This is a genomic window from Methylotenera sp., assembly GCF_030653755.1.
Lineage (GTDB): Bacteria > Pseudomonadota > Gammaproteobacteria > Burkholderiales > Methylophilaceae > Methylotenera.
This window is the reverse complement of sequence record NZ_JAURYU010000052.1, coordinates 61,822-76,819: the sequence shown is the minus strand read 5'-3', so window position 1 is coordinate 76,819 and position 14,998 is coordinate 61,822. Positions and strand designations below refer to the sequence as shown.

At 41.4% G+C, this 14,998-nt stretch carries 14 protein-coding genes; 5 read left to right on the top strand and 9 right to left on the bottom strand.

Features of this window, described 5'->3' with window-relative positions; translation table 11 throughout:
• The first annotated feature begins 12 nt into the window (after positions 1-12).
• From Q7U33_RS11285 to queD, 4 genes are all read left to right on the top strand, one after another.
• Positions 13-936 carry a histone deacetylase family protein gene (locus tag Q7U33_RS11285; protein WP_304860975.1) on the top strand — a complete coding sequence of 308 codons (924 nt, stop codon included), beginning with the start codon at positions 13-15 and terminating at the stop codon, positions 934-936.
• 161 nt (positions 937-1,097) lie between these two features.
• Entirely contained in the window at positions 1,098-2,723 is a 1,626-nt protein-coding gene (locus Q7U33_RS11280; RefSeq protein ID WP_304860973.1) for an HD-GYP domain-containing protein, read from the top strand.
• A gap of 17 nt (positions 2,724-2,740) precedes the next feature.
• The gene (locus Q7U33_RS11275) at positions 2,741-4,510 is read left to right on the top strand and encodes an EAL domain-containing protein (RefSeq protein ID WP_304860970.1); all 1,770 of its coding nucleotides are present in this window, start codon (positions 2,741-2,743) and stop codon (positions 4,508-4,510) included.
• Between the two features lie 142 nt (positions 4,511-4,652).
• Positions 4,653-5,093, top strand: coding sequence for a 6-carboxytetrahydropterin synthase QueD (gene queD / locus Q7U33_RS11270; RefSeq protein ID WP_304860968.1), 441 nt, complete (start codon positions 4,653-4,655; stop codon positions 5,091-5,093).
• 16 nt (positions 5,094-5,109) lie between these two features.
• On the opposite strand, the gene rfbD is transcribed toward queD, so the two are convergent.
• The 6 genes from rfbD to rnhA are packed head-to-tail and all read right to left on the bottom strand — an operon-like array spanning position 5,110 to position 9,781.
• A complete protein-coding gene (gene rfbD / locus Q7U33_RS11265; protein ID WP_304860965.1) occupies positions 5,110-6,027 on the bottom strand; it encodes a dTDP-4-dehydrorhamnose reductase in 918 nt (305 codons plus the stop codon).
• A 26-nt stretch (positions 6,028-6,053) separates the two neighbouring features.
• Positions 6,054-6,614, bottom strand: coding sequence for a dTDP-4-dehydrorhamnose 3,5-epimerase (gene rfbC / locus Q7U33_RS11260; protein ID WP_304860963.1), 561 nt, complete (start codon positions 6,612-6,614; stop codon positions 6,054-6,056).
• Positions 6,615-7,490 carry a glucose-1-phosphate thymidylyltransferase RfbA gene (gene rfbA, locus Q7U33_RS11255; RefSeq protein ID WP_304860960.1) on the bottom strand — a complete coding sequence of 292 codons (876 nt, stop codon included), beginning with the start codon at positions 7,488-7,490 and terminating at the stop codon, positions 6,615-6,617.
• Positions 7,487-8,572 (bottom strand): dTDP-glucose 4,6-dehydratase, encoded by a 1,086-nt coding sequence (gene rfbB, locus Q7U33_RS11250; protein WP_304861075.1) that lies wholly within the window; start codon positions 8,570-8,572, stop codon positions 7,487-7,489. The genes rfbA and rfbB overlap by 4 nt, the downstream gene beginning before the upstream one ends.
• 49 nt (positions 8,573-8,621) lie before the next feature.
• Positions 8,622-9,305: a DNA polymerase III subunit epsilon gene (gene dnaQ, locus Q7U33_RS11245; RefSeq protein ID WP_304860958.1), complete on the bottom strand. Its 684-nt coding sequence runs from the start codon at positions 9,303-9,305 to the stop codon at positions 8,622-8,624.
• Entirely contained in the window at positions 9,302-9,781 is a 480-nt protein-coding gene (rnhA, locus tag Q7U33_RS11240) for a ribonuclease HI (protein ID WP_304860956.1), read from the bottom strand. The genes dnaQ and rnhA overlap by 4 nt, the downstream gene beginning before the upstream one ends.
• Positions 9,782-10,070: 289 nt before the next feature.
• On the opposite strand from rnhA, the gene Q7U33_RS11235 reads away from it, so the two are divergent.
• Entirely contained in the window at positions 10,071-11,330 is a 1,260-nt protein-coding gene (locus Q7U33_RS11235) for a carbonic anhydrase (protein WP_370652009.1), read from the top strand.
• A 135-nt stretch (positions 11,331-11,465) separates the two neighbouring features.
• Here Q7U33_RS11235 and Q7U33_RS11230 read toward each other — a convergent pair whose 3' ends face one another.
• The 3 genes from Q7U33_RS11230 to Q7U33_RS11220 form a co-directional block, all read right to left on the bottom strand.
• Entirely contained in the window at positions 11,466-12,686 is a 1,221-nt protein-coding gene (locus Q7U33_RS11230) for an argininosuccinate synthase (protein WP_304860952.1), read from the bottom strand.
• Positions 12,687-12,779: 93 nt separating this feature from the next.
• Entirely contained in the window at positions 12,780-13,694 is a 915-nt protein-coding gene (gene argF, locus Q7U33_RS11225; protein ID WP_304861070.1) for an ornithine carbamoyltransferase, read from the bottom strand.
• Positions 13,695-13,754: 60 nt separating this feature from the next.
• Positions 13,755-14,936: an aspartate aminotransferase family protein gene (locus Q7U33_RS11220; RefSeq protein ID WP_304860950.1), complete on the bottom strand. Its 1,182-nt coding sequence runs from the start codon at positions 14,934-14,936 to the stop codon at positions 13,755-13,757.
• Between the last annotated feature and the right edge of the window lie 62 nt (positions 14,937-14,998).

Genomic DNA, 14,998 nt, shown 5'->3' with positions numbered 1-14,998 from the left:
CACAGGTATGATATGACTACGGCTTTCATTAGTCACCCTGACACCCTATTACACATGATGGATGGCAACCATCCTGAATCGCCAGCACGCATCACTGCCATTAAAAATGCTTTAATTAAGCAAGGTGTTTACGATAGCTTATCCATCTATGAATCACCTGTAGCCACAGATGCGCAATTAGCAAAGGTTCACCGTGCTGATTATATAGCGCGTATTCGTGCATTATCACCAAAAGCAGGATTAGTTAGGCTAGATCCAGACACCGCAATGGGTCCAATGAGCTTATCTGCAACACTCCATGCGAGTGGCGCCGCGATATTAGCAACAGACCTTGTGATGCAAGGAAAAGTAGATAATGCTTTCTGTTGCACTAGGCCACCAGGGCATCATGCTGGCTGGGGAAATAGCGCAGGCTTTTGTATCTTCAACCATATTGCGGTTGGCGTTGCCCATGCCTTAACGCAATATCAAGTTAAACGTGTTGCGATCATTGATTTTGATGTACATCATGGAGATGGCACAGAAGACATATTTAAGCACAATCCACAGGTGATGCTCTGCTCGACCTTTCAGCATCCATTCTACCCACATCGTGGGTTTGATACACGAACCAAGACTATGATTAACGTGCCGTTAGCTGCCAATGCAGACGGTAAAGCGTATCAACGAGCGTTTAACCATGAGTTTTTGCCCGTCCTCAACCAATTTAAACCTGAAATTATTTATGTATCAGCAGGGTTTGATGCGCACGTAGATGACCCGCTTGCTGGAATGAGCTTGGTAAATCAGGACTATACATGGATGACAGAGTTTATTAAGCAAGTAGCGAAGCAACATGCGCAAGGAAAAATTATTTCTATACTGGAAGGTGGCTACCACCTGCCGGCGTTAGGACTGGCTGCTAGTACGCATATCAGTTCTCTGATGCAGGCGTAAGTAGTGTTAATATAAAACAGTACTCTCTATTGGAACGATAAGCTTAGTGTTATATCCAAAAGTAAACACCAAAGTTTAACTAAAACAATAGTCACTGACTACACTATTCAACCCTATCGATTGAGTTTAGTATATATCTAAGGCTAAACTAAAAAAACCATATGGAACCGCATTCAGAATCAAATCAATTGACTGATATTCGCAAAGAACAAATACCTGTATCTTCATTAAGTTTAGGCATGTTTGTGTGTGAGCTTGATCGACCCTGGCTTGGTACACCTTTTCTATTAGAAGGTGTATTAATTGAAGATGAGGCACAAATTGCCACGCTAGCGACTTTATGTGAGTTTGTCTATATCGACCGTACCGTTTCACTTGGTCCGCATTACCTAGCATCTCCAAAGAAACCTATCGCAATTAAACGTAATGTTTCGACCTCTATTCATCAGTCAACGGTACTAAATAATACCAACCCTACTATTCACACACAAAATAACAAGATTAATACCCATAAAGAGCAACGCTCTTTCTTTAATATTATCAGAGAAATTCAGGACTTCAATCAGAGCACACCGCAAACACCCAGCACAAACAACACTAATATAAATTTGAGCTACTTAAGCCAAGATGCAGAACTTAATACGGAAAACAACCCAACTGGCTTGTCATTATCCAAACAAATCAAGGCTGATTTATCAAACTTTGTATTGGGGTTAAAAGGCTGGCGTCAATCATGGAAAAAGAAAAACAATCACATCACTTCACAAGCAACCCAAAGTGAAGATGTAACTGCAGCCAACAAAATAAATTATTTAGACAATACAGTCATTGAAGAAAAATACCCCATAGAGCAAGAAATCACCACAATCTATCCCATTTATGAGAAAACACAATTAGTCACGCAAGCATTCTTTAACGCAATGGCAGAAAACCAACTGGTAGACCTTAGCAAAGTGGATGAAGCACTTAACGATATGGTGGATAGTATTGAGCGTAATTCAGATGCGCTGGTATGGCTGGCACGTTTAAAACAAACTGATGATTACTCTTACAACCATGCACTCAATGTTTCGATTACATTAATGGCACTTGCCAATTTCATGGCACTGCCCAAGAAGCAAATTAAAGACTTGGGCCTTGCTGGTTTATTGCAAGATATAGGAAAAGTTAAAATACCTAAAGATCTATTGCAAAAGAAAGAAAAAATTACCGCAGAAGAGTTTGAGGTATTTAAAAAACATGTGGACCATGCTTTAGCACTATTAGAAGTAACGAATAATATTTCCAGCACGACGATGATTACGGTATCACAGCACCATGAACGCATTGATGGTAGCGGCTATCCATATCAGCTTAAAGGAAAACAAATTAGCCTGACTGGACAAATGTCAGGGCTCATTGACACATACTGTGCGTTAACAAGTAACAAAGCCTATGCAAAAAGTGTTTATAATCAGTTTGCGCTGGAAAAGATACATGTACTACGCGATACTAAATTTGATGGACGTCTGATTGATCAATTGGTGCAGTTTCTAGGTATGTATCCCGTAAGCTCTTTAGTTGAACTCAACTCTGGGGAGGTTGGTGTCGTCATTCAACAAAATAGCGTTCGCCGTCTGCTACCAAAGGTCATGATTTTACTTAATCCAGATAAAACAAAGAACGAATATCCGCCAACACTTAATTTAATCAATTTGCCATTAACGCCAAGCGGCGAGCCTTACAAAATTGTAAGAGGACTGCCGCCTGACAGCTATGGTCTCAATATTAACAACTACTTTAGCTAGCCTGTTACAGATCCAACATGAAAATACAAGAAGAAATCTACAGCTTAATAGATCAAGAATTTACACTAAATTTATCGCCTAACCATTTACTGAACATCATGAAGGGGTATCGATTAAACTCGAATGACCTTTCAGGCCCTTATCATTACGACCCTAAAACATTTGAACAGGTTTCTACAAGCAACCTTAGCGTGAGTCCTATACCGAATAAGTTGCTAAATGTTTTGCAGCATTGGCCTCAGCAATTAAATTGGTCTCAACTCAATCAGTATATTGATGAGTTGTTACATAGTTGGCTACAAGACTATAAAGCTGGCGCGCAACTGGAAGACGCGCTAATGCTCAGCCAATGTATTAAGTTGCAGTCTGAAATCGACACAAACTCAGTGACTTCAACCAACGACGATAAGCTTCACCTTGTGTTGACACATTTACTTGCACTCTCCACCAACCAGTTTGATCAATATCAGCATGATTATTCAAAGAGCTTTGATTTAACAACAGGCTTACCAAATCAAGAACTCATGCTAAAGCTGATTAAAAAAGCAGAAACTGAGCATACAAAGCTAGGTTTGCTTTTACTTAACCTGAACATCAACCCTGATAAAGAGAGAAAAATAAATGCCGATCAATCTAAACTCTCATTGGCCGCAGTTGATTTAATCCAACAACACCTAAGCAAAGATGCGAGACTTTTTTATATCAGTCCAAATGAATTTGTATTAGTAATTGAACATTTGCACTTTCCTGCGCAACTCGGTCTGATTGCATCTGAGCTTATTCATGCTTTTGAATCGTCTTTACCATTAGTGAATAATAGCTTAATTGTAAAACCCTACTTTGGCGGTGTGACCACCTTTACACATACCTCAAAAACGCACTCGTTGTACGAATGCGCAAAATTAGCGCTACACCATGCCATGATTAATCATTATCAAATTGAAATGTATGATCAGCACATTACCAGTGTATTTTCCAGCACGCATTCACTAGAAGAAGCGATTATTGAGGCTTTGCAGAATAATGAGCTGGAAGTCTACTTACAGCCAATTATAAGTTTACCCAATCATGATTTGAAGCTTGCAACTTGCATCAGTGCTGAAATTCTATTGCGCTGGCACAATCCTGAATGGGTTGGAGTTTCTCCAATGCGCCTCATCGACACTATCTACAAAAAAGGATTTGGCAAAATATTCATCCGCTGGCTCATCAACACCGCATGCCAACGGATTGCCGAAATTATCACAACGCATCAAAGAAACTTCTCATTAACCGTCAATCTTTCATCTCCAGATCTATTAGATGCAGATCTACCAGAATTAATTGCCCAATCCATTGCATTGTGGGACATACCAGCAAAATCCCTTGTGATTGAAATTACAGAGAGTGATTTAATGCTAGACGAGAAAAAAGCAATGTCTATCATTAACAGAATTTCACAACTTGGCTGCTCATTTGCATTAGATGACTTTGGAACAGGCTATTCATCTATGACACGATTACGCAACATGCCTATTAGCTTAGTTAAAATTGACCAATCTTTTGTAAAACAAATTGAGCAATCTAATCAAGATAGAGAAATTGTGCTATCCATCATCCAATTAGCGCACAGCTTAGGAAAAACAGTCGTGGCAGAAGGTGTTGAGAATAGAAATTGCCTAAATATACTCATTGAAATGCAATGTGACAAAATACAGGGTTATTACTATTCAAAATCGATGTCACTAGATGACTTTAACGTGTGGCTTCCTAACTTTGAGAGCCAGCAACCACTACTTAATGAGTAAGCATCGCCAATCATTGGCTTACTCTTTACCCTAAAAATCTCCAAGCCAACAAGTGCAATGACTAAGGGTATAATAGCGTTTGTTTATTACGTTTAGCATGGCTGAGCGTACTATTAAAATCTCTATTAAATGACAACCCAATATGCATATTACTACCCGCCTAGAGTTTGATGCAGGCCATCGTATCCCTAACCACAAGAGTCAATGCAAGAACTTGCATGGTCATCGGTATGCAATCGAAATTACACTATCTGGCGACATCATCACCGCAGAAAATACTTCTGATAACGGCATGGTGATGGATTTTTCAGATGTAAAATCCATTGCAAAAGATGCTGTCGTCAACGTTTGGGATCATGCATTTTTAGTATATCAACACGATACAGAAGTGTTAAACTTCTTAAATACACTGCAAAATCATAAAACAGTTGTGTTTCCAACGGTCCCCACCGCAGAAAACATGGCGGCTGAAGCCTTTAGAATTTTAAAAGCGCGTTATCAAGATACTTATGGCAATCATCTAAAGCTAGAAAAAGTACGTTTATATGAAACACCTAATAGCTGGGCAGATGCATTAGGCTAACTGAGTTAGCGCTTAGTTAGTTATTGGCTAAGGGCAATGCTTGAAGTTCAGCGATTAAGGCCTCACGCCAATCTGGGATGCTGATAGAAAAATCTCGGAGCAATCGACTACAGTCTAAACGTGAATTAGCTGGACGTACTGCTGGGGTTGGATAGTCTGCTGTCGTGATTGCCTGTATATTTTCCACTTGCGCTTTAAGTGGCTGCCATCCCTTCACAGCCTCCAAGCGCGAATACTCTTCTACGATTGCAATAGCAAATCCATGCCAGGTGGTATACCCTGCATTCACAAGGTGATAGATGCCAGACGCGTCACCCTGCCATTGATCCAACACATTAACAACCGTATCAGCAATACTATAGCTACTGGTCGGAGCGCCAACTTGGTCTGCCACGATGCGCAATTGGTCACGCTCTTTCGCTAAGCGCAGAATCGTATTGAGAAAGTTCTTACCGTAGGCACCATACACCCATGAGGTTCTAAAAATAAGGTGTGGCAACCCGACTGAACGAATAGCTTCTTCTCCAGCCAATTTAGATTTCCCATAAACACTCAAAGGTGCGGTAGCATCATCCTCAACGTAGAGACCAACCTTATTACCTGCATAGACATAATCTGTTGAAAAATGAATGAGCCTAGCACCAAGTTTTGCCGCTTCTGCAGCAAGCACGCCAGGTGCTACTGCATTAATCGCATAAGCAAGTTCAGGCTCTGTTTCGGCATTGTCTACAGCGGTATAGGCTGCTGGGTTGATAATCAAATCCGGCTTAATGGTTTGTACGACATCACGTATTGCTTGCTGATCTGACAAATCGAGCTGGTTTCTATCAAGGCAGACTAGTTCGCCAAATAAGGCATGATGCTCAGAAAATACTCGCTGCAATTCATGCCCGACTTGTCCGTTAATACCAGTTAATAATATTTTGTTGTACATACTAAATGATTCGCTATTAACGGTTTTTATTCAAATACTTCAGCATCAGCCAAACTTAAGCCTAACTGATCCTTAGCTGACAGCGCAGGGCTAAAACGCTCAGCCATAACTGATATAGGCCATTTAATAGCAATCGCTGGGTCATCCCATCTAATACAGCGCTCATGTTGAGGCGCATAGTAATCTGTCGTTTTATATAAGAACTCGGTATTGTCTTTCAACACTAAAAATCCGTGTGCAAAACCCTCTGGCACCCACATCTGACGTTTGTTCTCAGCAGATAAAACAGCGCCTACCCATTGACCAAAAGTTTTAGATTGTCTGCGTAAATCTACTGCAACATCAAATACTTCGCCAGCAATAACGCGCACTAACTTACCCTGCGGCTGTTGAATTTGGTAATGCAGACCACGCAGCACATTAGCAGCAGATTTTGAATGATTATCCTGCACGAATTGTGTTTTAACCCCTGTTAACTGCTCAAACGTTCGTTGGTTAAAACTTTCGAAAAAAAATCCTCTATCATCACCAAATACTTTAGGCTCTAATATCAACACATCTGGAATTGCAGTTTGAATCGCTTGCATTTAATACACCTGTTCAGTCAGTAGCATTTTTAAATATTGGCCATATGCGTTTTTAATATAACGATTAGCTAACTGATCTAGCGCGGCAGCATCGATATATTGCATTCTATAAGCGACTTCTTCAGGACTTGCCACTTTTAAACCCTGACGTTTTTCTATGGTTTCAATGAACATTGAAGCCTCTAACAGCGACTCATGCGTACCAGTGTCAAGCCATGCAATACCTCGCCCCATCACCTCTACCTGCAAATCACCGCGTTCTAGGTACGCTCTATTCACGTCAGTAATTTCCAACTCACCTCTTGGTGATGGTTTCAATTGTTCAGCGATACTAATCACGTCATTGTCGTAAAAATATAGTCCCGTGACAGCATATCTAGACTTAGGCACCGCTGGTTTTTCTTCCAAACTAACCGCCTGTCCTTGCGCATTAAATTCAACCACACCATAACGCTCAGGGTCACTCACAGGATACGCAAAAACAGTAGCACCAGTCTTGATGGCTGCAGCAGCCTGCGTTTTAACAGCTAACTCATGCCCGTAGAAAATATTATCGCCAAGCACTAGCGCACAGCTATCATTGCCAATAAACGACTTACCAATGATAAACGCTTGTGCCAAACCATCAGGTGATGGTTGCACCGCGAACTGAATTGAAATTCCCCATTGGCTACCATCACCAAGTAACTGCTGAAAGCGTGGTGTATCTTCTGGGGTCGAGATTACCAAAATGTCGCGAATACCCGCAAGCATGAGCGTGGTTAATGGATAATAAATCATCGGTTTGTCATACACAGGTAATAGCTGTTTAGAAACGACCTGCGTGACTGGATGCAACCGTGTACCAGAACCACCCGCTAAAATAATCCCTTTCATGCCATTTCCTCACCACGTTCTGAATAATGAGTTTGAATCCAGTTTCTGTAATCACCACTGGTAATATTGTTCACCCAGTCTTGATGTGCCAAATACCAGTTCACTGTTTTTTCTATGCCAGTTTCAAATGTCTCAGCTGGTTTCCAGCCAAGTTCAGCCGCGATTTTTGTGGCATCAATTGCATAGCGCAGGTCATGCCCTGGCCGATCAGTCACATAAGTAATAAGATCCACATAAGACTGTCCATCAGCACGCGGTTGCTTAGCATCGAGCATGCGGCATAGTGTTCGTACAATATCAATATTGGTTTTTTCATTCCAGCCACCAATGTTGTAAACCTCACCAACTTTACCAGCCGCCAGCACGCGCCTGATGGCTGCACAGTGGTCTTCAACATACAGCCAATCGCGCACTTGCAAACCATTTCCATAAACTGGCAAAGGCTTACCCGCTAATGCATTGTGAATAACCAGCGGAATTAACTTCTCAGGAAAATGATAAGGCCCATAGTTATTTGAGCAATTAGTCGTTAATGTCGGTAAGCCATAAGTATGATAATACGAACGCACTAAATGATCAGATGATGCTTTAGAGGCAGAGTAAGGGCTATTGGGTGCATACGGCGTAGTTTCAGTAAATGCTGGGTCATCTTTACCTAGCGAACCGTAAACTTCATCTGTAGAAACGTGCAAGAAGCGGAAGTTTGCTTTATCAACAGCATTTAAAGCACCCCAGTAAGCACGTATGGCTTCAAGTAAATGGAAGGTCCCTACAATATTCGTTTGAATAAAGTCTTCTGGGCCATGTATTGAGCGGTCTACATGGCTCTCAGCTGCAAAATTGACCACTGCACATGGTTTATGCTCAGCTAACAAGCTTGCCACTAAATGCTGATCGCCAATATCACCATGCACAAATAGATGATGAGGATTATGTTCTAGCGTAACCAAGTTTTCCAGATTGCCAGCATAGGTCAATTTGTCTAAATTAACCACAGTACCTAAACCCTGCTTTACCCACGCCAATACAAAATTTGACCCAATAAAACCGGCCCCACCTGTCACAAGAATTGTGTTATTCATCATTGATACTTTCTTAAATTTACTTAATCCTAGGCCAGCTAGACTAGTACTAGCCATTCCAAACGCAATTACCTGACTTTGCCAGTCCAGCCAAATACGCTTCATGGTCAGCAATTTCATCAGCAGTAGCGTGCTTCACTAATACTGGTGCATGACTCACAGCACTCATTTCAGCAATGCTCTGGCTAGGCTGGTCTAATCCAATCATCAAGCTTTCTTGGCCGCGCGTCATCGCCATATAAACATCGGCCAATAACTCAGCATCAAGCAACGCGCCATGTAAGGTACGTCTTGAGTTATCAATACCAAAATGCCTACATAAGGCATCTAAGTTATTACGTTGGCCAGGCCGCATCTCTTTTGCAATTTTGAGTGTATCCGTAATTTTGGCAGTGATTGACTCAACCTTTTTCTGGCCAATCAACCCTAACTCATAATTTAGAAAACCCACATCAAATGGGGCGTTATGCATAATCAGCTCTGCATCCGCAATAAATGCAATCAGCTCATTAGCAATGTCTGCAAAGCGCGGTTTATCTTGCAAGAACTCAAGTGAAATACCATGCACTTCTTGTGCACCTTGATCAATTTCACGGTCTGGATTTAAATAATAATGAAAATGGTGTTTAGTTAAGCGTCTATTCACCACCTCGACAGCTGCAATCTCAATCACACGATGCCCTTGGGCATGATACAAACCTGTGGTTTCCGTATCTAAGAAAATCTGCCTCATGACGCACTAACTCCCTTCTGCAAAATTTGATCTACCCCCTTGTTAGCCAGCATGTCGGCGCGCTCGTTTCCTACATTACCAGCATGCCCTTTCACCCACACCCACTCCACCGTATGTTGCTGTGCTAACACATCCAGAATACGCCATAAATCATCGTTCTTAACTGGTTTTTTATCAGCGGTGCGCCAATTACGTGCTTTCCAACCGATGATCCACTCAGAAATGCCTTTCTGCACATACACAGAATCGGTAAATACTTTTGCGTGACATGTCCGTTTTAAAGCCTCTAAAGCACGTATTACTGCAGTAAGTTCCATGCGATTGTTTGTTGTCAGTGACTCACCACCAAATAGTTCTTTCTCATGCCCATCGTAACTAATCCAAGCCCCCCACCCACCAGGGCCAGGGTTGCCTTTACATGCACCATCTGCATAAATTTCTACGGTAGAACGCTTAGCTGCTACTTCTGTTGTCATTAATCAAATTCACTTTACTCTAAATTAATAATGATTATAGAACATCACAGCGCCAAGCATGGCTAATACACTTAAATATTCATGCCGACATCATCAATTTAATATAAAAAATTTGTACCGTAAATTTGTATGGCAAAGATGTGTAATATTTATTAAACAAATGCGTAATTCAGCCGTTAACTGAATATATATGAATTTGTTATCACTTTAATCAAACCATCATTTAGTGCCAAATTTTAGGTTAAAAGCTAATTAACGATAAGCATCAATAATAAAGTCGGAATGTAATATGCAAAAAGCGGTCACTTATCTCAACTTATCACTCGTTTGTTTTTTTATAAGCATAGGCACCTGCTCAGCTGCCACTTGGGTCAAGCTCAATGAGAACAGCACCTCAAAGTTAATGATAGACAAGCAATCGATTTTGGAAAGAGATAAACTGAAACGTGCTTGGGTCCAAATTGAGTACAAGACGATTCAAAAAAACTTAGAGTCTCCAGATACTCAATATAACCTATCAAAATTATTATGGTATTTTGATTGTCCAGCGCAAAAATCAGCTGCTTCACAGGTATTTCAATACCTAAATTCCGAGCTTGTCCATTCAGCAGCCATTAATAATATTAAAGATGCTAAATTTATAGAACCAGTACCTGAAACAGACTTTGATCGTGCGATGCGATATGTATGTACAACCAATAAAAGTGCCAATGTTAAATCTGCGGCACCAACACCGGCAGCCCCCAAAGCTCCTCCCGCAGAAACAAAAACTGAAACCAACCCTAGTGCTAAACCTGCAGATACGGAAAGCAAACCAGCTGAAGTTAAGCCTATAGAAAAAGCACCTGCAAAACCAACTGGTAAGAAACCAGATGACATTAAAAAACCTGTGACATGGAGCTACGAGGGTAAAGAAGGTCCTGAAAACTGGAGTAAGCTAAATAGCGAATTCTCAACATGTAGTACTGGTAGCACTCAATCACCGATTGATGTCACTGAAAGCATTGATGCCAATCTAAAACCATTAAAGCTACTACAAAAGTTTCCAGCTAAAGAAATATTGCAAAGCAATCATTCAATACAGCTCAATTTCAGAGATGGCAACATTGTCGCTATTGACAGCATGACTTTCAAGCTTAAACAAGTAAACTTTCACACCCCCAGTGAACACAGAATTCAGGGCAAATCATTCCCCCTAGAAGCACAATTTCTACATACAGACACTAAGGGAAATACTGCGATTATTGCAGTTATGTTCAAAGAAGGCAGAGCAAACTCTGCTTTAGCTAAAATATTAAAACAACTACCGCAGGATGGCGATAAACCAGTTGCGCTAAAATCTAGACTACTTGCTAGTGAAATGATGCCAAACAACCAAGATTACTATCGTTTCAGCGGGTCACTCACTACTCCACCCTGCACCGAAGGCATACGCTGGATATTGGTCAAAACACCAATGACGGCAAGTAAAGAGCAAATTGAGGCACTAGCCACTAAAAACAACAACAGGCCATTACAAGCAATTAATGCCCGTATCATTATAGACTAAGGTACTAACTAGACATCGTAAATAGCCGATACCAAATAAGAAAAGCACCTAAGTAATCTTAGGTGCTTTTCTTATTTAAAGCGCATTCTAAATAGCAATTAAATTCAAATTAATCGCTACCGTTGAGTATAGGTCTTATTTTTTATCTCTTAAATTTGCTGCAATACGCATTCTCAACGCATTAAGCTTAATAAAGCCGCCTGCATCTTTTTGGTCATAAGCACCTTTATCATCTTCAAAAGTCGCGATGTTAGGGTCAAATAGAGAGTTAGTTTTACTATCACGACCAGTCACAATCACGTTACCTTTGTACAGCTTTACGCGCACCCAGCCATTCACCGTTTGCTGTGTATGATCAATCAAGGTTTGTAATGTAAGACGCTCAGGGCTCCACCAGTATCCGTTATAAATCATGCTAGCGTAACGTGGCATCAAATCGTCTTTTAAGTGTGCGACTTCACGGTCTAAGGTAATAGACTCAATTGCACGGTGTGCTTTTAGTAAAATCGTGCCGCCTGGGGTTTCATAGCAACCACGAGACTTCATGCCTACATAGCGGTTTTCAACAAGGTCCAAACGGCCCACTCCGTGCTTACCACCAATTTTGTTCAAATGTGCAAGCAAGTCGTGCGCTTTCATAGGCTCGCCATTTAAGCTCACTGGGTCACCATTGACGTATTCAATATCTAAATACTCCGGTGCATCTGGTGCTTTTTCTGGGCTAACACTCCAGCGCCACATAGACTCTTCAGCCTCTGCTGCTGGGTTCTCCAAATGACGGCCTTCATAAGAAATATGCAACAAGTTCGCATCCATGCTGTATGGGCTACCACCTTGCTTATGCTTCATATCGACAGGAATGCCGTGTTTTTCAGCATAGGCCATTAATTTTTCACGGCTTAGTAAATCCCACTCGCGCCATGGTGCAATAATTTGGATATTTGGGTTTAGCGCATAAGCACCAAGCTCAAAACGCACTTGGTCGTTACCCTTACCTGTTGCACCATGTGAAATTGCATCGGCATTGGTATCGCGAGCAACTTCAATTAAACGCTTAGCAATAAGCGGACGTGCAATAGACGTACCTAATAAATACTCACCTTCGTACACGGTATTAGCGCGGAACATTGGGAATACGAAATCACGCACAAACTCTTCACGTACGTCATCAATAAAAATCTCTTTTACACCCGCAGCTTTTGCTTTTGCACGTGCAGGCTCTAACTCTTCACCCTGACCCAAATCAGCCGTGTAAGTCACCACTTCACATTGGTATTCATCTTGTAGCCATTTCAAAATAACTGAAGTATCTAAACCACCTGAATACGCCAATACAACTTTATTTACTTTACTCATGATCTCTTTCTATAGATATTTAGCAACCACTTGCTAAAATTTGAATGCCAATCTAGCTCGCACTGCATTCAAATCAAGCACGCCTGTTGTTAATTAAACTTGTCCTAATAACAAATATTCCATCAATGCTTTTTGGGTGTGTAGCCTGTTCTCGGCTTCATCCCACACTACACTTTGTACACCATCAATCACATCTGCAGAAACTTCTTCACCGCGGTGTGCTGGCAAACAATGCATAAATAATGCATCTTTAGCGGCAACACGCATCATGTCACTATCAACCTGCCAGTCAGCAAAATCTCGCATGCGCTCTTCGTTCTCTGCTTCAAAGCCCATGCTTGTCCAAACATCTGTGGTCACTAAGTCAGCACCTCGTGCAGCGTCCATTGGGTCAGCAAATACCTCAAAGTGATCAGTCCCATACAAATTGGCACGTTCAGGCTCAACTTCATAACCTGGCGGCGTAGAAACATGTACATTAAAGTCTAATAACTCAGCAGCCTGTAACCAGGTATGACACATATTATTGCTATCACCAATCCAAGCGACGGTTTTGCCTTTAATCGAGCCGCGGTGTTCAATGTATGTAAAAATATCCGCGAGAATCTGGCATGGATGATATTCATTCGTTAAGCCATTAATCACAGGGACACGTGAGTTAGCTGCAAAGCGCTCGATGATTTCTTGCTCAAAAGTACGAATCATCACAATATCACTCATGCGTGAAATCACCTGTGCAGCATCTTCTACTGGCTCACCGCGACCTAACTGAGAATCTCTAGTATTTAAGTAGATCGCAGAGCCACCCAGTTGCTGCATACCCGCCTCAAATGACAAGCGTGTACGCGTACTGGCTTTTTCAAAAATCATCACCAATGTACGATCTTGCAATGGCCAATATTGCTGATAATCTTTAAATTGGCTTTTGATCCAGCGTGTACGCTCAAAGACGTACTCAAGCTCGTCACTGTTCAAATCGTTAAATTGTAAAAAATGTTTTATTGCCATCATAGTTGGTAGTTCAAATTTTATTAAAACTGACTACAAGTTAGTTATGTTATAAATGATTTATTTTGATAAAAATGTTTTGATTAATGCAGATAAACGTTGCACCAATTCTTTTGCTTCAGCTTCGCTCATCACGAGCGGAGGTAACAAACGCACGACTTTATCTGCGGTCACGTTAATCAGCAATTTGGCTTCTAGTGCCATTTTGACTAACTCAACGCATGGTCGATCTAGCTCGATACCAATCATCAACCCAGCGTTGCGTACGGTAACAAACCCTTGAGCACCTGTTAACTCTGCGGCAAAGCCTTCACGAATCAAATTGCCAATCTTTTCAGCATTCTCGAGCAGGTGTTCTTCTTCTATAATATTTAAGGTCGCTAAACCCGCCGCTGTTGCTAAAGGATTACCGCCAAAGGTTGACCCATGTTTACCATAGGTGAATACGTCGGCAGCCTTACCACTTGCAACACAAGCACCAATCGGCACACCCGAACCTAAACCTTTAGCAAGACTCATCACGTCAGGTTTAATACTGGTATGCTGAAAAGCAAACCAAGTACCTGTTCGCGCGATGCCAGTCTGCACTTCATCCAACATCAACAACCATCCATTGGCGTCACATATTTGACGCAATTGCTCTAAATAAGCACCCGCATCTTTAGGGATATTAATACCACCTTCACCTTGTACTGGCTCGACCAATATTGCAACAACATTAGGATGATGTAACGCCACTTGTTTAACCGCTTCTACATCATCATATGGCACGCGTATAAAACCACTCACTAAAGGATCAAACCCAGCTTGCACTTTACGATTACCTGTCGCTGAAAGTGTCGCTAATGTACGTCCATGAAAAGACTGATCCATCACAATAATTTCAGGGGTATTGATGCCTTTATTGTGCCCATAGAGACGTGCTAATTTAATCGCAGCCTCATTAGCCTCACAGCCCGAGTTGCAAAAAAACACTTTATCCATGCCAGATATTTCACACAACTTATCTGCCAGTGCAGACTGTTCTGCAATATTGTAGATATTGGAAACATGAATCAACTTCGCGGCCTGTTTGGCAATTGCATCCACCAACTTAGGATGCGCATGACCTAAGCCATTAACGGCTACGCCTGCCAGTGCATCAAGATATTGATCATTATGGTTATCCCACAGCCAAACGCCCTCACCTTTTACAAAGGTAACTGGCTGACGCATATAGGTGTTCATTAAGTGGTCTGACATTATTATTTACTCAAATACAAATGATTAAGCATGACTAAATCCTACGTTAACTTTATCGCAGG